The sequence below is a fragment of the Pseudomonas putida genome, from assembly GCF_050990305.1.
Taxonomy (GTDB): Bacteria; Pseudomonadota; Gammaproteobacteria; order Pseudomonadales; family Pseudomonadaceae; genus Aquipseudomonas; species Aquipseudomonas putida_AH.
The window spans coordinates 5,488,577-5,506,074 of the sequence record NZ_CP158817.1; the positions used below are offsets into that span (position 1 = coordinate 5,488,577).

Here is a 17,498-nt window from a genome sequence, read left to right on the forward strand (position 1 = left end):
TCTTAACCTCTTACCTCAACGCTTGCAGCCAAAATGGCCAAAACCAGTTGCTGGAAATCCAGACCGGCAGCACGGGCCGCCATCGGCACCAGGCTGTGATCGGTCATGCCTGGTGCGGTGTTGACCTCCAGGAACCAGAACTGCCCGTCAGCGTCCTGCATCACGTCCGCCCTGCCCCAACCGGAAATGCCCAGCGCCTCACAGGCTTTTGCCGTGAGGTCCATGAGTTCCTTTTCCTTGGCGCTGTCCAGGCCGCACGGAATGCGGTACTGGGTATCGTTGGCGATGTACTTGGCGTCGTAGTCGTAGAAGCTGTGCGTCGTGCCCAGGGCAATCGGAGGCAACACCTGGTCACGCAGGGTGGCGATGGTGAACTCCGGACCTTGAATCCATTGCTCGACCAACACTTGCGAATCGTAGGTACTGGCCGCTTTCCATGCGTCGATCAATTCGGACGCGGAAATCACTTTGGCCATCCCGATACTTGAACCTTCATGGGCCGGTTTGACGATCAAAGGGAAGCCCAGTTCCGCAGCCGCGGAAATACAATCGGCTTCGCTGCTCAAGACCGCGTGACGTGGCGTCGGAATACCCAGGCTGTGCCAGACCTGCTTGGTGCGTAGTTTGTCCATGGCCAGTGCCGACGCAAGGATGCCGCTGCCGGTGTAAGGAATGCCCAGGCACTCGAGCAGGCCCTGCATGCTGCCGTCTTCACCGCCACGACCGTGGAGGATGATGAAGGCGCGGTCGATTTTCTCGCTCAGCAGACGCTGCAGCAGGTCATCGCCCACGTCGAGCCCGAACGCATCCACACCCGCGCTTTGCAGCGCATCGAGAACCGCGTTGCCCGACTTCAGGGAGACTTCACGCTCGGCACTCTTGCCACCGAACAGCACGGCGACCCGGCCGAAGTCCTTCGGCGCGATGGTGGAGACGAGGTTGGCGTAGGCAGCGGTCATTTCAACTTCCCCTTCTCCGGCGCGGCAACGGCACCGGCGAACAACTCACTTTTCAACAGTTTTGGTGCGAGACCACCGATATCACCGGCGCCCTGGCACAGCAGAATGTCGCCGGCGCGCAGCAGCGGCTTGACCACCGGCGCGAGGTCGACACCCCGCTCGATATAAATAGGATCGAGCTGGCCGCGCTGGCGGATGCTGTTGCACAGCTTGCGGCTGTCGGCCCCCGGAATAGGTTCTTCACCCGCCGGATAGACTTCCATCAGCAGCAGCACGTTGGCATCGGCCAGTACATTGACGAAATCGTCGTACAGGTCGCGGGTGCGGCTGTAACGGTGCGGCTGGTAGACCATCACCAGACGGCGCTCCGGCCAACCACCGCGTACGGCCTTGATGACAGCTGCAACTTCAGTCGGGTGATGACCGTAGTCGTCGACCAGCATCACGTTGCCGCCATCGACCGGCAGCTCACCGTAGACCTGGAAGCGTCGGCCGACGCCCTGGAAGCCGGACAGGCCCTGGACGATGGCTTCATCGCTGACGCCTTCGTCGGTGGCAATGCAGATGGTCGCCAGTGCGTTGAGTACGTTGTGGTTGCCCGGCATGTTCACGGAGACATCCAGCGGCTCGCGATCCGGGCGCAACACGGTGAAGAAGGTCTGCATGCCTTGCTGGCGAACATTGATGGCGCGCACGTCGCAGTCTTCGCCAAATCCGTAGGTCACGGTCGGACGCTTGACCTGCGGCAGGATTTCACGCACCACCGGATCGTCCAGGCACATCACGGCCAGGCCGTAGAACGGCAGGTTGTGCAGAAACTCGACGAAGGTTTTCTTCAACTTGTTGAAGTCACCGTCGTAGGTCGCCATGTGATCGGCGTCGATGTTGGTGACCACGGCCACCAGCGGCTGCAGGTGCAGGAAGCTGGCATCGCTTTCGTCGGCTTCGGCAATCAGGTAACGGCTGGTGCCAAGCTGGGCATTGGTGCCCGCGGCGTTCAGACGGCCACCGATGACAAACGTCGGGTCCAGGCCGCCGGCGGCGAATACCGACGCGATCAAACTGGTGGTGGTGGTTTTGCCATGGGTACCGGCGACGGCAATGCCGTGGCGATAGCGCATCAACTCAGCCAGCATTTCCGCGCGCGGCACCACCGGAATGCGGCGTTCCAGCGCGTTGGCGACTTCAGGGTTGGACGTGTTCACGGCACTCGACACCACCAGCACATCGGCAGCGGCGGCGTTTTCGGCGCGGTGGCCGATGAAGATCTGTGCGCCGAAGGATTCCAGGCGCTCGGTGACCGGCGAGGCTTTCAGGTCGGAACCGGACACTGCATAGCCCAGGTTCAACAATACTTCGGCAATGCCGCACATGCCCACGCCGCCGATGCCGACGAAGTGGATACGACGGATACGGCGCATTTCCGGTTGAGGCATGGCTTTCTGATTCTCAACCATGGGCCACCTCCAGGCAGGCATCGACCACGCTACGGGTGGCATCGGGTTTGGCAAGGCGGCGTGCCGCGTTGGCCATATCGTTCAGTCGTTGTGGTTGCATCAATACCTCAGTCAGGCGAGCGGCAAGATCCGCTGCGCCAGTCGTTCTTTGCGGCATCACGAAGGCAGCGCCTTCGCGGGCCAAATAATCGGCGTTGCGGGTCTGGTGATCGTCGATCGCGTGGGGCAAGGGCACCAGCATCGAGGGCAGACCGGCGGCGGCCAGTTCACTGATGGTCAACGCGCCTGCGCGACAGACCACCAGGTCGGCCCAGCCATAGGCTTGGGCCATGTCTTTGATGAACGGCTGCACTTGCGCCTCGACGCCAGCGGCGCGATAGCGCTCTGCAGTCACTTCATCGTGATTTTTGCCGGCCTGATGGAACACGTCCGGGCGCAGGTCGACGGCGACTTGCGACAGGGCTTCAGGCAGCAATTTATTCAACGGTTCTGCGCCCAGGCTTCCGCCCAGGATCAGCAAACGCGCTTTGCGACCGGCCAGGGCTGGTCGCGGTGTTTCGAGGAATAGCTCGGTGCGCACCGGGTTACCGGTGGTGCGGCGGCTGTTCGACAGGGTAAAGGTGTCGGGGAACGCTTCACAGACCCGGGCGGCCAACGGCACCAGCAACCGATTGGCGGTACCGGCCACGGCGTTCTGTTCGTGAACGATCACCGGCACGCCGGCCAATTTGGCGGCAACACCACCTGGCCCGGTCACATAACCACCAAAGCCGACCACACAGACCGGCCGCAACTGGCGAATGATCGCCCGTGCCTGCCAGACCGACTTGAGCAACATGAACGGCGCCTTGAGCAGGGACAACTTGCCCTTGCCGCGCAGGCCGCTGGCGTTGATCCGATGCAGTTCGATGCCTGCCGCCGGTACCAGATCGTTCTCGATGCCACGCGGCGTTCCGAGCCAGTGCACGGTGTAACCGCGGGACTGGAACTCGCGAGCACAGGCCAGTGCCGGGAACACGTGGCCACCGGTACCGCCGGCCATGATCAATACGTTAGCGCCCATGGTGTGGCTCCTCGGCGAAGTCACTCTCATGGAATTCCATCTCTTCACTGCCCAGATGGGTTCGACTCTCCCATTCGATGCGCAGCAGCAAGCCAAGACAGGCGCAGCAGATCACCAACGAACTGCCGCCATAACTGAGGAACGGCAATGTCAGGCCTTTGGTCGGCAGCAAGCCGACGTTCACCCCGATATTGATCAAGAATTGACCAATCCACAGGAACGACAGACCGTACGCCACATAGGCGGCAAAGAACTGCTTGGCCTTCTCGGCCCACAAGCCGATGTACATGCCGCGAATACAAACGAAAACAAACAACGCCACTGTGCACAACGAACCGACCGCACCCAGTTCTTCAGCGAGGACCGAGAACACGAAGTCGGTGTGGGCTTCCGGCAGGTAGAACTGCTTCTGCACGCTGTTACCCAGGCCGACGCCCAGCCATTCGCCACGCCCGAAAGCGATCAATGCTTGAGACAGCTGATAACCGGCACCGAACTGGTCGGCCCATGGATCGGCAAAGTTGGTCAGACGCGCCATTCGATACGGCTGCATCTGAATCAACAGCACCACCGCCCCGACCGCCAGGACGACCATCAAGGAAAACCGGAACAAACCGACGCCGCCGAGAAACAACATCGCCGCAGCGGCCCCCATCATCACGACGGTTGCACCGAAGTCCGGCTCCATCAGCAACAGGCCCGCCATTGGCAGCAAAACAATGAACGGCTTGAAGAAGCCCATCCAACTTTCACGCACTTCTTTCTGACGGCGCACCAGGTAACCGGCGAGGTAAATCACCACGAATACCTTAGCGATTTCCGAAGGCTGCACGTTGAAGAAACTGAAGCCGATCCAGCGCATCGAACCGTTCACTTCACGGCCGATCCCGGGGATGATCACCATCACCAGCAATCCGAAGGCACCCAGTAGCATCATCCAACCCAGGCGTTGCCAGGTGGCGATCGGAATCATCATGGTGACGATGCAGGCACCCAGGCCCAGCACGACGTAGATCAAGTGGCGAATCATGTAATACAGGGGGCTGCCCGACTGCACCGCCGCCACTTCCGTCGACGCCGAGGCGATCATGATCAGCCCGAGGCCGAGCAGCGCCAGGCAACCGGCGAGCATCGGGAAGTCGAGGTCTATACCGCGTCCGGTAATGATCGGCGATGGGTATGGCTTGATGATGCCTTTGAGGCTCATGCCAGATCCTCCACGGCGCGGACGAACTGGTGACCACGGTCTTCGTAATTCTTGAACATGTCGAAGCTGGCACAGGCCGGCGACAGCAGGACCACGTCACCCGGCTGGGCGGCAGCGCGGCATTGCTCTACGGCTTCAATCAGAGAGCTTGCGCGAATCAGCGGAACAGCGTCGCCAATGGCCTCACCGATCTTGTCGGAATCACGGCCCATCAAAATAACAGCGCGGCAGTTGGCGGCTACCGGATCACGCAGATCCTTGAACTCGGCACCCTTACCGTCGCCACCGGCAATCAATACGATCTTGCCGTCGATGTCCGCGCCCAGGCCTTCGATGGCCGCCAGCGCGGCACCAACGTTGGTGGCCTTGGAATCGTTGTAGTAGCCCACGCCATCCAGATCACGCACCCACTGGCAGCGATGCTCGAGCCCGGCAAAGTTGCGCAGGGCCGACAGCATGGCGTCGAACGGCAAACCGACGGCGTGGCCCAACGCCAAAGCAGCCAAGGCGTTGGACTGGTTGTGGGCGCCACGAATTTTCAGCTCGCGCACCGGCATCAGGTTCTGGAATTCGAAGGCCAGGTATTTCTCGCCATTTTCCTCGCGCAGACCGAACGCCTTGAAATCCGGCTTGGTCAGGCCGAAGGTCCAGCACGGCTGCCCCTCGCCCATCAATGGACGGCTCAGGGCATCCTGGCGGTTGACCACGAACTGCTTGGCGCCACGGAAAATCCGGTGCTTGGCCAGGTGGTAAGCCGGCAGGCCGCTGTAGCGGTCCATGTGGTCTTCGCTGATGTTCAGCACGGTCGCCACTTCGGCATTGAGCTGATCGGTGGTTTCGAGCTGGAAGCTCGACAACTCCATCACGTACAACTCGATATCGTCGCTGAGCAGGTCCAGCGCCGGTGTGCCGAGGTTACCACCGACGGCAACACGTTTGCCGGCCGCGGCGGCCATCTCGCCGACCAGGGTGGTCACGGTGCTTTTCGCGTTGGAGCCGCTGATGGCCACGATCGGCGCCTTCGCGTTACGCGCGAACAGCTCGATGTCGCCGGACAGTTTCACGCCACGGGCGGCGGCAGCCTGCAGGGCCGGGGTCGCCAGCGCCAGGCCGGGGCTCACGTAGAGCTCGTCGGCACGGCACAGGAACTCGACGTCCAGCTCGCCACAACGCACTTCCACGTGCGGATAGTCACGCTTGAGCGTGGCCAGTTCCGGTGGATTTTCCCGCGTATCGGCGACAGCAAACGGCTTGCCCCGGTTCGCCAGAAAGCGAACCAGAGACATGCCGCTCTTGCCGAGGCCGACAACAATGCGGAAGTGGTCAGAAGCGATCAGAGACACGAATTTCTACCTCAGCTTCAGGGTGGCAAGGCCGATCAGCACGAGAATCACGGTGATGATCCAGAAACGGACGATCACGCGTGGCTCGGGCCAGCCCTTGAGTTCAAAGTGGTGATGAATCGGCGCCATGCGGAATACACGGCGACCGGTCAGCTTGAAGGAAGCAACCTGAATAACGACTGAAAGGGTTTCCATCACGAACACACCGCCCATGATGAACAGAACGATTTCCTGACGGACGATCACGGCGATGGTGCCCAGGGCCGCGCCCAGTGCCAGCGCACCAACGTCACCCATGAAGACCTGCGCCGGATAGGTGTTGAACCACAGAAAGCCCAGACCGGCACCGATCAGCGCACCGCAGAACACAATCAGCTCGCCCGCGCCCGGCACGTAAGGAATCAGCAGGTATTCGGCGAATTTCACGTTACCCGACAGGTAGCAGAAAATGCCCAGGCCGCCGCCGACCATCACCGTCGGCATGATCGCCAGGCCGTCGAGGCCGTCAGTCAGGTTGACCGCATTGCTCGAGCCGACGATCACGAAATAGGTCAGGACGATAAAGCCTGCGCCCAGCGGGATGCTGTAGTCCTTGAGCATCGGCAGGATCAGCGTGGTTTCCACCGGTGTGGCGGCAGTCATATAAAGGAAGATCGCCGCGCCCAGACCGAACACCGACTGCCAGAAGTACTTCCAGCGGCTCGGCAAGCCACGGGAGTTCTTCTCGATCACCTTGCGGTAGTCGTCCACCCAGCCGATGGCGCCGAACAGCAGCGTGACCAGCAATACGACCCAGACATAACGGTTGGTCAGGTCAGCCCACAGCAGGGTACTGACGCCAATAGAAGACAGAATCAGCGCGCCGCCCATGGTCGGGGTACCGGACTTCGACAGGTGCGATTGCGGACCATCGTTACGAACGGATTGACCGATCTGACGGTTCTGCAGGGTGCGGATCATCCACGGGCCATAGCACAGCGACAAAACCAGCGCGGTCAGTACACCGAGAATCCCGCGCAGGGTCAGGTACTGGAAGACCGCGAAGCCTTTGTAGAACTGTTGCAGATACTCCGCTAGCAGCAGCAGCATTAATGTTTCTCCAGACTGGTCCCGCACAAAGCGGCGACGATGTTTTCCATCGCAGCGCTGCGCGAGCCCTTGATCAAAATGGTGGTGTTTGTGTCTTGCTCGGCGCCAAGGGCCTTGATCAGTTCAGCCTGCGTGCTGTAGTGAAAAGCCTGTGGACCGAAGGCGTTGACGGCGTGAAGCATCATGGGCCCGACGGCGTACAACGCAGAAACCTTGCCGCGGGCGTACTCGCCCACGTCGCGGTGCCCCTGCTCCGCCCAATCGCCCAACTCGCCGATATCTCCGAGCACCAGGACGGTGCGGCCGGAAAAGCCGGCGAGTATATCAACGGCGGCGCACATGGAGGTGGGGTTCGCGTTATAAGTGTCATCGATCACGCGCATGCCATTGCTGGCCAGTTGCGCGACAGTGCGGCCCTTGACCGGCTGCACCGCGCCCAGGCCAGTGGCGATGCCGAACAGCGATACGCCCAGCGCATGGGCGGCGGCCGCAGCGGCCATTGCGTTGGCAACGTTATGGGTGCCGAGCAGGTTCAGTTGCACATGCTCCACACCTTCAGGGGTGTGCAGTTTGAATGCCGGGCATCCACGAGCATCGGTGGACAGGTCGCTGGCGTGGAAGTCCGCCTTGCCATTGGTCAGCGCGAACGTCAGCACCTTGCGACCGGCTGCGCGCTTCTTCCAGATTTCAAAAGCCTTGTCGTCAAGATTGAGTATGGCGACACCATCGGCAGCCAGCCCTTCAATAATCTCGCCCTTGGCTTCGACGATTTTTTCCGGCCCGCCGAATTCGCCCACGTGGGCGGTCCCGGCATTGTTGAGGATGGCAACGTGAGGCTTGGTCAGCCCGACGGTGTAGGCAATTTCACCCAGGCGCGAAGCCCCCAACTCGATAACGGCAGCGTTATGCTCCGGCGCCAGTTCGAGCAGGGTCAGTGGAACGCCGAGGTCGTTGTTCAGGTTGCCACGGGTCGCCAGCACTGAGCCACGGGTGCGCAGGATGCTCGCGAGCATTTCTTTGACAGTTGTCTTGCCGCTGGAGCCGGTGACGGCAGCGACCGGCTGGTTGAAGGCCGCACGATTCAGCGCGCCTAGTTGCCCCAGAGCCTGACGGGTATCGCTGACCAGCAATTGCGGCAGGGTACTGTCAGCGACTTCACGCTCGACCAGTGCCGCGACGGCGCCCTTGGCAGCCACATCATTGAGATAGTCATGACCATCGAAGCGCGGGCCGGCCAAGGCGATGAACAACTGGCCCGGCTTGATCGCGCGACTGTCGATGCTGACACCGTCGAAACTGGCATCGGCGCCGATCAAACGGCCCTTCAACGGCCCGATCAGTTCACTGAGTTTCAATGCTTTAAGCATGGTCCACCTCCCAGGCGGTCAAGGCATGATCGGCCTCGACCAGATCAGAGAAGGCATGACGCTCTCCGTTGATTTCCTGATAATCCTCATGGCCTTTGCCGGCCAGCACGATCACGTCGTCCGCCGAAGCGCTGGCAATCAACTGGGCAATGGCCTGGCCACGACCGGCAACGAAGGTGACTTTATCCACAGCGGTAAAACCGGCGCGGATGTCATCGAAAATAATCGCCGGGTCTTCGGTACGCGGGTTGTCATCGGTCACCAGCACGCCATCGGCCAGGCGCTCGACCACTTCCGCCATCAACGGACGCTTGCCCCGATCACGGTCGCCGCCACAGCCGAATAGGCACAGCAAACGACCTTTGACATGCGGGCGCAGCGCAGAGAGGACTTTTTCCAGGGCATCCGGCGTGTGGGCGTAATCGACCACCACCAGCGGCTGAGTGCCACCGCCCAGGCGCTGCATGCGACCGGCCGGGCCTTCGAGTTTCGGCAGCACCTTGAGGATTTCATCAAGGGCATAATCAAGACCCAGCAAGGCGCCGACGGCAGCCAGCACGTTGCTCAGGTTGAAGCGACCGAGCAACGTGCTGCGCAAATGGTGCTCGCCCTGAGGCGTGACTAGCGTGGCACGCACGCCTTCGTCGTCGAACTGTGCTTCGCGGCAATACAGGTAGGCGCTTTTGTCGAGCAGGCTGTAGGTGATCAGCCGCGACTCACGCTTGTCGGCAGCCAGTTGCCGGCCGAAATCATCATCGAGATTCACCACCCGGCATTTCAGATCGTTCCAGGCGAACAGCTTGGCTTTGGCTTCGCCATAGGCCTGCATGGTGCCGTGATAATCCAGATGATCGCGGGACAGGTTGGTCATCACCGCCACGTCGAATGCCAATGCGGTGACTCGGCCCTGATCCAGACCATGGGACGAGACTTCCATGGCCACGGCTTTGGCACCGGCCTTCTTCAGGTCGCCAAGGGTCGCTTGCATGGCAATCGGGTTCGGCGTGGTATGCAGACCACTTTCCAGTGCACCGTAGAAGCCGGAGCCAAGCGTGCCAACGATGCCGCAATGCTGACCGAGCAAGTCGAGTGCCTGGGCTACCAGTTGGGTCACGCTGGTTTTGCCATTGGTTCCGGTCACACCGATCAGGTTCAGGTGATGACTCGGTTCACCATAAAAACGGCCCGCAATATCCGACAACTGCGCCGCCAACCCCTTGACTGGAATCAATGGCACTTCGGTGATCGGCAGCACGGTAGCGCCTTCCACTTCGTAAGCCACGGCAGCGGCACCGCGCTGCAATGCGTCGGTGATGTGTGCACGGCCATCAAACTTGCCGCCTGGCACCGCGAGGAAGAGATCACCCGCGCGCACATTACGGCTGTCGAGCGCCAATTCACGGATCAACAGATCGTGGCCGGCGTGGGGGAAAATTTTATTCAGACTCAATGACATCAGCCGCGCCCTCCATTGGCTTTCAGCGGAACGGTCGGGGTGGCGTTAGCTTGTTGGACAGGTGGCAGGTTATCCGGGGAAACGTTCATCAGGCGCAGGGTGCCGGACATCACGCGGCTGAACACCGGCGCCGAAACCAGGCCACCGAAATAACCGGCCTTGGTCGGTTCATCGATGACGACCACGATGGCATAACGCGGATCGCTCATCGGGCCGAAACCTGCGAACAGCGAGCGGTAGGAGTTCTCTGCGTAACCTTTGGTGCCGACCGACGTTTTACGTGCAGTACCGGACTTGCCACCAACGTGGTAGGCCGGCACTTGCGCACGGAACACACCGCGTGGTGCTTCGATCACTTGCTGCAGCATGCCGTGCATGGTTTTCGCGACGGCTTCTGGCAGCACCTGGGTGGTTTGCGGCATTTTGTCGGTTTTGATCAGCGTCAAGGGTGCAAGGCGACCGTTGTTGGCCAGCGCCGAGAAGGCATGGACCAGCTGAATTGCGGTCACCGAAACACCGTAGCCGTAAGACAGCGTAGCGGTCTCGGCCTTGCGCCACTCACGGTAGTTCGGCAGGTTGCCGACACGTTCGCCAGGGAAGCCCAGCCCCGTGTCCTGACCGAGGCCAAGTTTCTGCGCCAGGCGGAAAATGGTTTCGCCACCGATATCGAACGCGACCTTACTCATGCCGACGTTACTGGAATTGATCAGAATACCGGTCATATCCAGTACCGGGCCTTCAGTCTTGGATACGTCCTTGATGGTGTATTTACCGATCTGCAAGGAGCCCGGGTACACTTCGACGGTATCGGTCGGCTTCCAGCGGCCGGTTTCGATAGCCGCGCTCATGGAGATCGCCTTCATGGTCGAACCCGGCTCGAACACGTCGATCATCGCGCGGTTACGCATCATCGCCGGTTGCAGGTTGCGACGGTTGTTCGGGTTGTAGGTCGGCTGGTTGACCATGGCGAGGATTTCGCCGGTCTTCACATCCATGATCACCAGACTGCCAGCCTTGGCGCCGTTCTCGATGATTGCGTTGCGCAACTCGCGGTTGGCCAGGTATTGCAGACGCAGATCAATGGACAACGCCAAGGGCTTTCCGGCCTTGGCGTTTTTGGTGACCTGGACATCCTTGATCAATCGGCCACGCCGATCCTTGATGACCTGTCGCTTGCCGGGAACCCCGGCCAGCCATTCGTCATAGGCCAGTTCGACACCTTCACGGCCATGGTCATCAATGTCGGTAAAGCCGACCATATGCGCAGTGACTTCACCGGCTGGATAGAAGCGGCGGAACTCTTCGATGCCGTAGACGCCCGGCACTTTAAGATCGAGCACAGCCTGACCCTGCTCAGGCGTCAGCCCGCGCACCAGGTAAATGAATTCTTTATTGGCCTGGGCTTCAAGGCGCTCGGCCAGGGCTTTCGGATCTTGGCCCAACGCAGCAGCCAGTGCTGGCCACTTCTCTTTGGCCAGTTGCATTTCCTTGGCGTTGGCCCACAAGGTAGTCACTGGCGTACTGACAGCCAACGGCTCGCCGTTACGGTCGGTGATCAGACCTCGGTGAGCCGGAATCGGAATATGACGAACGCTGCGTGCGTCGCCCTGCCCCTTGAGGAAGTCACGGTCAACCACCTGCAGGTCGATGATGCGCCAGCAGATCGCAACGACCATGATGCCGAGCAAGCCCACCACCAGACGGAAACGCCAGGGAAAGAGTGCCCCCTCGAGCTTCATCATGGCGCCACCATCTGTACTTCGGCGGCACCGGGAATTCGCATTTTCAGCTGTTCGGTGGCCAGCACTTCGATACGGCTATGGGCAGTCCAGGTGCTCTGCTCAAGAATCAACCGACCCCACTCGGCCTGCGCCTTGTCCCGCACGCTCAACTCGTTGTACAGCGAGTTGAGCAACTGACGATTCCAGTGCGCGCTGTAAGACACGCCGATGGCGGACACAAGCACGCCAATGAACAGCAGCAGCATGAAGAAGCTTCCGCCGGGCAGTGGCTTGGCGAAGAGCTTGCTCACCGCAGCTTCTCCGCCACACGCATGACAGCGCTACGGGAACGTGGGTTGGCCTTGAGTTCGGCGTCGGAGGCCGTCTGCGCTTTGCCATGGACTTTGATTTTCGGTTCGAAGGCGACATGCCGAACCGGCAGGTTGCGCGGCAGGTTGTCGGCTTCGCCTTTCACCAGCTTGCGCATGAACAGTTTGACGATGCGGTCTTCAAGCGAGTGAAAACTGATCACGACCAGACGACCGCCCACTTCCAGGCACTCCAGGGCGGCTTCGAGGCCGGTTTCCAGATCGCCCAGTTCGTTGTTGACGTGAATACGCAAACCCTGGAATGCACGGGTTGCAGGGTTCTTGCCCTTTTCCCAAGCCGGGTTGGCGACTTTCAATACTTCAGCCAGATCGGCGGTGCGCTCGAATGGCTTGATGTCACGACGCTCGACCACGGCACGGGCCATGCGTCCGGAAAAGCGTTCTTCGCCGTACTCCTTGAACACCCGGGCAATTTCTTCCACCGGGGCGGTATTGACGAACTCGGCCGCGCTGATCCCACGGGATGGGTCCATGCGCATATCCAACGGACCATCATTGAGAAAACTGAAACCACGCTCCGGGTCATCAAGCTGCGGAGAAGACACGCCGAGGTCGAGCAAAATACCACTGACCTTGCCGTGCAGACCGCGCTCGGCCACTTCGGATCCAAGTTCGGCAAAGCTGCGCTGCACAACGACAAAGCGGCCGTCTTCGGCCGCTAGCGTCTGCCCGGTGGCAATCGCTTGTGGATCTTTGTCGAATCCGAGGAGCCGACCATCCGGACCAAGCCGGCTGAGGATCAACCGGCTATGCCCGCCGCGCCCGAACGTGCCATCCAGATAGCAGCCATCAGGGCGTACGGCAAGTGCCTCGACGGCTTCGTCAAGCAGTACGGTGATGTGGTTAAAGCCGCTATCAATAGTCACAGGATCAAATCACGCAGTTCATCAGGCATGGCGCCCGGTTGTTGAATAGCTGCCAGGTCAGCGGCAGAAACCGCATTCCAGGCATCCTCGTCCCACAATTGGAACTTGTTCAGTTGGCCTACCAACATCGCGCGCTTATCCAACTTGGCATATTCGCGAAGACGCGGCGGAACCAGAAAACGACCACTGCCATCGAGCTCGAGGTCGACGGCATTACCAATCAGTAAACGTTGCAGGCGGCGGTTCTCTTCGCGAAGCGAAGGCAGTGCGCGCAGTTTGGTTTCAATAATTTCCCACTCGTCGAGGGGGTAAACACATAAACATGGATCAACGGCATCAATGGTGACGATCAACTGACCGGAACTACGCGAAACGAGCTCGTCACGGTACCGGCTCGGCATGGCGAGACGGCCCTTTGCATCGAGACTGATAGCGTTGGCTCCGCGAAACACGTCAGCGTTTCTCCAAATTTTAGCGTTTTGCGTTCAAAAAACCCACTTCATGCCACTTTCCGCCACTTGCGCACACTATAGGAATGCGCCCACCACACCGTCAAGGCGCGCATTGAAGGAAAACCCTTACAGAACTGAGATTTAGAAGCATAAGAGGAGGGGTAACGAGAATTCGGCAGATGAAACTGCCCGATAACTTGAATCAGCACAGAAGGCTGCGTTCGAAAGTTAAAGTAATTTATTAAGAGTAAGATTTTTTTGGTATTACGAAAGTGGTTCTGCCGACATTCTGAAAGGAGGTAAATCGGGCTCGCATTGAGCATGTGAAATCGTTACCAGAGCAGGCCAAACGACATCACTGGCGCCCTGCCTAATGATTTAAGCAGAGGATTGAAAAAAGGTGGAGAGTCGATCTGTAAGCCGGGTTCTGTCTTGAACAGTCATTCGTCTACGATGGCCATCACTGGACATCTTTAGCAACCTACCCGGCCCCAGCGCGGGCCACGCCTTGGGACCCTATTTGGTCTTGCTCCAAGTGGGGTTTACCTAGCCACGAACTGTTGCCAGACGTGCGGTGCGCTCTTACCGCACCTTTTCACCCTTACCGGCGCCGAAGCGCTTAGGCGGTTATTTTCTGTGGCACTTTCCGTAGGCTCACGCCTCCCAGGCATTACCTGGCACTTCGCCCTATGGAGCCCGGACTTTCCTCCCCCCCCTAATTTTCATAGAGGGCAGCGACTGTCCGATCGACTCTCCGCCGCGAAGGTTAACGGCAGAGCGCCCGAAGAACAAGCGCTAAACGCCTTTGGCCCTGCCTGTGCGTCGGGTTTTACTCCCCTTTCTGTTTATCCAGCGCAACCTGATAGAGAACATTCTTGCGCTCACCGGTAATTTGCGCCGCCAATGCGGCGGCACGCTTGAGAGGCATTTCTTCAAGCAACAGGTTAAGGATGCGCATGGCCTCACTGCTGACCGCGTCCTCGCTTTCGGGAGCCGACCAACCCGCTACAAGCACCACGCACTCGCCACGCTGCTGATTGCTGTCCGACTCGACGAACTGGCGCAGTTCGGCAAGGGGCAAACCCTTGAGCGTTTCGAAAGTCTTGGTCAGTTCCCGCGCCAGCAATGCAGGACGCTCGGCGCCGAACACCAGTTCCATGTCTTGCAAACATTCAAGGATACGGTGTGGGGCCTCGTAAAAGATCAGCGTGCGCGGCTCCTCCTTGATCGACTCGAGACGAGCACGCCGCCCCACAGCCTTTGCCGGCAGAAACCCCTCGAAGATAAAGCGATCCGACGGCAACCCGGCCGCCGACAAAGCCGCGATCAATGCACAAGCCCCCGGAACCGGCACCACATTGATACCGGCAGCGCGAGCCTGACGCACCAGGTGATACCCAGGATCGGAAATCAGCGGCGTACCAGCATCGGAGATCAGCGCCACATCATCACCCGCGAGCAGACGAGTAATGAATCGACTACCTTCATCGCGCTCATTGTGCTCATGGCAAGCGGCCAACGGCGTAGGAATACCAAAGTGCTGCATCAAACGCTGGGAATGTCGAGTGTCCTCGGCGGCGATCAGGGCGACCTCGCGCAGGATTTTCAGCGCGCGCGCACTGATATCGTCCAGGTTGCCGATGGGCGTCGCCACCACATAAAGCGAGCCCGCAGCGGAATTCAAAGCACCTGGAACAGTCAAAGCGCACACCTCATGATCGATAAAGCCGCCATTGTAGCGCGTAGCGACGCTTGTGATAGACGCAAGCAACGCCGGGTTTTTCCACCTTTTGTGCCGCACAGCAACATTTTCACGAGCTAAATTGATCGATTCACGCCAGTAACATCGCGCCCCGGCCAGTGCTTGGGTACAATTCCACGCTAATTTGATCGAGTATCAGGAACACTACATGATCGCTTGCCTGCGGCTGTTCACTGCCCTCTGCCTTGCTGCCTTACTGGCGGCTTGCGCCAGCTCGCCCTCCTCCAGCCTCGGCGAACTTCCACGGACCGCGGATGCCAGTATCGAGCAACTGCTCGAGAAAGCAGCCCAAAGCAAATCGCCGGAAGACGCCGCCCTGTTGCGCTTGAGCGCAGCAGACTTGGCCTACCGCCAGGGCAACGCCGCCCAATCCGCGCAAATCCTGCAACAAGTGCCAGTGGAGCAACTCAAGCCCGCCCAGCAGGTGTTCGCCAGCACACTCGCCGCCGAATTGGCGATGACCCGCAACCAACCCAAAGCTGCACTGACAGCCTTGAGTCACCCGAGCATGCAGCGCCTCGGTGAATTGCCGCAGGAGCAACAGGTTCGCACCGGCACTGTTCGCGCTCGCGCCCTCGAAGCTGATGGCCAAACCCTGGCTGCCGCAAAGGAACGCATTTTTATTGCGCCAATGCTCAGCGGTGAAGCGGCCAGCAAAAACCACGACGCGATCTGGACACTGATAGCCTCGTTGCCAACCGAGCAATTGCAACCGAACAATACCGACGATCTTGGTGGCTGGATGGCCCTGGCGCTGGCGGTAAAAACTGCCGGCACGCTGGAGCAACAGCAGGCTGCCATCGACAACTGGCGCAAGCAGAATCCGAAACACCCGGCCGCCATTCAGTTGCCACTGCCACTGACCAAGCTCAAGGAACTGGCCAGCCAACCCCTGGGCAAGATCGCCTTACTGCTGCCGCAGGACGGCCCACTGGCCTCGGTCGGCAAAGCACTGCGCGAGGGTTTCATGGCCGCTCACTACCAGGCACAACAAGCCGGGCAGAAGCCGCCAGCCATCGAGTTTTATGACAGCTCGCGCCTCACCTCTCTCGATGAGTTCTATCGCAAGGCCCAGGCTGATGGCGTGCAACTGGTCGTCGGCCCGCTGGAGAAGCCACTGGTCAAACAGCTGAGCACTCGCCCGCAATTGCCGATCACCACCCTGGCACTGAACTACAGCGAAGGCGATCAAGGCCCGGCCCAACTGTTCCAGTTTGGTCTTGCCGCTGAAGACGAGGCCCGTGAAGTATCCCGTCGCGCCCGCGCCGACGGCCTGCATCGCGCCGCCATCATGGTGCCAAAAGGAGAATGGGGCGACCGTGTGCTTCGAGCATTCAGTCAGGATTGGCAAGCCAACGGCGGCAGCATCGTCGCCACCGAGCGTGTCGACCAGCCGGTTCAATTGGCCCAGCAGATTGCTGACATGTTCCAGCTGCGCCAGAGCGAAGGTCGCGCCAAGAGCCTGCAAAGCACGGTAGGCTCGCAAGTCGCTGCCCAGCCTTCCCGTCGCCAGGACATCGAGTTCATCTTCCTGGCCGCCACACCGCAACAGGCTCAACAGATCAAACCGACGCTGAACTTCCAGTACGCAGGCGACGTTCCGGTCTACGCCACGTCCCACGTATTCAGCGCCAGCGGCGATGTAAACCAATACAACGACATGAATGGCATTCGCTTCTGCGAAACCCCATGGTTGCTGGACGCCAATGATCCGCTGCGCCAACAGGTCACGGCACAATGGCCACAAGCGGCCGGCAGCCTGGGTCGCCTGTATGCAATGGGTGTCGACGCCTATCGCCTGGCGCCACGCCTGGGGCAACTCAAGGCCCTGCCAGACAGCCGAATCGAAGGCCAATCGGGCAGCCTGGGTATGACGCAGCACCAGCGCATCGTACGACAGCTGCCATGGGCAGAGTTCGTCAATGGCCAGGTCCAGCGCCTGCCGGACACTTCGCGCTGATGCCTGACAGGTCACGCCAGCAACGCGGTAAAGATGCCGAGCGCCAAGCGCTCGGACACCTTCAACAACAAGGTCTGCGCCTGTTGGCGCAGAACTGGTTGTGTAAACGCGGCGAGCTTGATCTGGTCATGCTAGATGGCGATACAGTAGTATTCGTTGAAGTTCGCTACAGAAAAAACACTCAATGGGGTGGCGCGCTCGATAGCATCGATGAGCGCAAACGGCAGAAACTGGTTTTTGCCGCGCAATATTTTCTACAGCGCGAGCCGCGCTGGGCCAACTCCCCTTGCCGTTTCGACGTGGTCGCCATTGATAGCGACCCCAATCAGCTGAACTGGTTACAGAATGCCTTCGACAGCTGAATGCTTACACTCCGGAACGGACAACACCCAACACTTTTGCTCTTT

15 protein-coding genes and 1 other RNA gene are annotated in these 17,498 nt (G+C 60.0%); 2 read left to right on the plus strand and 14 right to left on the minus strand.

Translation table 11 applies throughout. The features are described 5' to 3' along the window. Window positions 1-2 precede the first annotated feature (2 nt). The 14 genes from ABTV22_RS24860 to rsmI form a co-directional block, all read right to left on the minus strand. Window positions 3-959, minus strand: a complete 957-nt coding sequence (locus tag ABTV22_RS24860; RefSeq protein ID WP_433737051.1) for a D-alanine--D-alanine ligase — start codon at window positions 957-959, stop codon at window positions 3-5. Further along, entirely contained in the window at window positions 956-2,416 is a 1,461-nt protein-coding gene (gene murC, locus ABTV22_RS24865) for a UDP-N-acetylmuramate--L-alanine ligase (RefSeq protein WP_433737052.1), read from the minus strand. The genes ABTV22_RS24860 and murC overlap by 4 nt, the downstream gene beginning before the upstream one ends. Next, window positions 2,409-3,479, minus strand: a complete 1,071-nt coding sequence (gene murG, locus ABTV22_RS24870) for an undecaprenyldiphospho-muramoylpentapeptide beta-N-acetylglucosaminyltransferase (protein WP_433737053.1) — start codon at window positions 3,477-3,479, stop codon at window positions 2,409-2,411. The genes murC and murG overlap by 8 nt, the downstream gene beginning before the upstream one ends. Continuing rightward, window positions 3,469-4,686: a putative lipid II flippase FtsW gene (gene ftsW, locus ABTV22_RS24875; protein ID WP_433737054.1), complete on the minus strand. Its 1,218-nt coding sequence runs from the start codon at window positions 4,684-4,686 to the stop codon at window positions 3,469-3,471. Before ftsW ends, murG begins: the two co-directional genes overlap by 11 nt. Continuing rightward, window positions 4,683-6,029: a UDP-N-acetylmuramoyl-L-alanine--D-glutamate ligase gene (gene murD, locus ABTV22_RS24880; protein WP_433737055.1), complete on the minus strand. Its 1,347-nt coding sequence runs from the start codon at window positions 6,027-6,029 to the stop codon at window positions 4,683-4,685. The genes ftsW and murD overlap by 4 nt, the downstream gene beginning before the upstream one ends. A 6-nt stretch (window positions 6,030-6,035) precedes the next feature. After that, on the minus strand, window positions 6,036-7,118 hold the full coding sequence (gene mraY / locus ABTV22_RS24885) for a phospho-N-acetylmuramoyl-pentapeptide-transferase (RefSeq protein ID WP_008016698.1): 1,083 nt from the start codon (window positions 7,116-7,118) through the stop codon (window positions 6,036-6,038). Continuing rightward, a complete protein-coding gene (locus ABTV22_RS24890) occupies window positions 7,118-8,485 on the minus strand; it encodes a UDP-N-acetylmuramoyl-tripeptide--D-alanyl-D-alanine ligase (RefSeq protein ID WP_433737056.1) in 1,368 nt (455 codons plus the stop codon). Before ABTV22_RS24890 ends, mraY begins: the two co-directional genes overlap by 1 nt. Further along, the gene (locus tag ABTV22_RS24895; RefSeq protein ID WP_433737057.1) at window positions 8,478-9,941 is read right to left on the minus strand and encodes a UDP-N-acetylmuramoyl-L-alanyl-D-glutamate--2,6-diaminopimelate ligase; all 1,464 of its coding nucleotides are present in this window, start codon (window positions 9,939-9,941) and stop codon (window positions 8,478-8,480) included. Before ABTV22_RS24895 ends, ABTV22_RS24890 begins: the two co-directional genes overlap by 8 nt. Further along, window positions 9,941-11,680, minus strand: coding sequence for a peptidoglycan D,D-transpeptidase FtsI family protein (locus ABTV22_RS24900; protein ID WP_433741505.1), 1,740 nt, complete (start codon window positions 11,678-11,680; stop codon window positions 9,941-9,943). The genes ABTV22_RS24895 and ABTV22_RS24900 overlap by 1 nt, the downstream gene beginning before the upstream one ends. Continuing rightward, window positions 11,680-11,973 carry a cell division protein FtsL gene (gene ftsL / locus ABTV22_RS24905; protein ID WP_003205353.1) on the minus strand — a complete coding sequence of 98 codons (294 nt, stop codon included), beginning with the start codon at window positions 11,971-11,973 and terminating at the stop codon, window positions 11,680-11,682. Before ftsL ends, ABTV22_RS24900 begins: the two co-directional genes overlap by 1 nt. Beyond that, window positions 11,970-12,917, minus strand: coding sequence for a 16S rRNA (cytosine(1402)-N(4))-methyltransferase RsmH (gene rsmH / locus ABTV22_RS24910; protein WP_433737059.1), 948 nt, complete (start codon window positions 12,915-12,917; stop codon window positions 11,970-11,972). The genes ftsL and rsmH overlap by 4 nt, the downstream gene beginning before the upstream one ends. Next, a complete protein-coding gene (gene mraZ, locus ABTV22_RS24915; protein ID WP_003205355.1) occupies window positions 12,914-13,369 on the minus strand; it encodes a division/cell wall cluster transcriptional repressor MraZ in 456 nt (151 codons plus the stop codon). Before mraZ ends, rsmH begins: the two co-directional genes overlap by 4 nt. A 400-nt stretch (window positions 13,370-13,769) precedes the next feature. Beyond that, window positions 13,770-14,123, minus strand: an RNA gene (gene rnpB / locus ABTV22_RS24920) — RNase P RNA component class A. 75 nt (window positions 14,124-14,198) lie between these two features. Beyond that, a complete protein-coding gene (rsmI, locus tag ABTV22_RS24925) occupies window positions 14,199-15,071 on the minus strand; it encodes a 16S rRNA (cytidine(1402)-2'-O)-methyltransferase (protein ID WP_433737060.1) in 873 nt (290 codons plus the stop codon). A gap of 208 nt (window positions 15,072-15,279) precedes the next feature. Here rsmI and ABTV22_RS24930 point away from each other — a divergent pair, with 208 nt between their 5' ends. Then, on the plus strand, window positions 15,280-17,091 hold the full coding sequence (locus ABTV22_RS24930; protein WP_433737061.1) for a penicillin-binding protein activator: 1,812 nt from the start codon (window positions 15,280-15,282) through the stop codon (window positions 17,089-17,091). Then, complete coding sequence (locus ABTV22_RS24935) at window positions 17,091-17,453, plus strand: YraN family protein (RefSeq protein ID WP_433737062.1); 363 nt, start codon at window positions 17,091-17,093, stop codon at window positions 17,451-17,453. The genes ABTV22_RS24930 and ABTV22_RS24935 overlap by 1 nt, the downstream gene beginning before the upstream one ends. Window positions 17,454-17,498: the final 45 nt, after the last annotated feature.

Excerpts from the sequence above, each read along its gene's own strand:
- ABTV22_RS24860 (WP_433737051.1), bottom strand. The coding sequence starts at position 959 with ATGACCGCTGCCTACGCCAACCTCGTCTCCACCATCGCGCCGAAGGAC.
- murC (WP_433737052.1), bottom strand. The coding sequence starts at position 2,416 with ATGGTTGAGAATCAGAAAGCCATGCCTCAACCGGAAATGCGCCGTATC.
- murG (WP_433737053.1), bottom strand. The coding sequence starts at position 3,479 with ATGGGCGCTAACGTATTGATCATGGCCGGCGGTACCGGTGGCCACGTG.
- ftsW (WP_433737054.1), bottom strand. The coding sequence starts at position 4,686 with ATGAGCCTCAAAGGCATCATCAAGCCATACCCATCGCCGATCATTACC.
- mraY (WP_008016698.1), bottom strand. The coding sequence starts at position 7,118 with ATGCTGCTGCTGCTAGCGGAGTATCTGCAACAGTTCTACAAAGGCTTC.
- ABTV22_RS24890 (WP_433737056.1), bottom strand. The coding sequence starts at position 8,485 with ATGCTTAAAGCATTGAAACTCAGTGAACTGATCGGGCCGTTGAAGGGC.
- ABTV22_RS24895 (WP_433737057.1), bottom strand. The coding sequence starts at position 9,941 with ATGTCATTGAGTCTGAATAAAATTTTCCCCCACGCCGGCCACGATCTG.
- ABTV22_RS24900 (WP_433741505.1), bottom strand. The coding sequence starts at position 11,680 with ATGAAGCTCGAGGGGGCACTCTTTCCCTGGCGTTTCCGTCTGGTGGTG.
- ABTV22_RS24930 (WP_433737061.1), top strand. The coding sequence starts at position 15,280 with ATGATCGCTTGCCTGCGGCTGTTCACTGCCCTCTGCCTTGCTGCCTTA.
- ABTV22_RS24935 (WP_433737062.1), top strand. The coding sequence starts at position 17,091 with ATGCCTGACAGGTCACGCCAGCAACGCGGTAAAGATGCCGAGCGCCAA.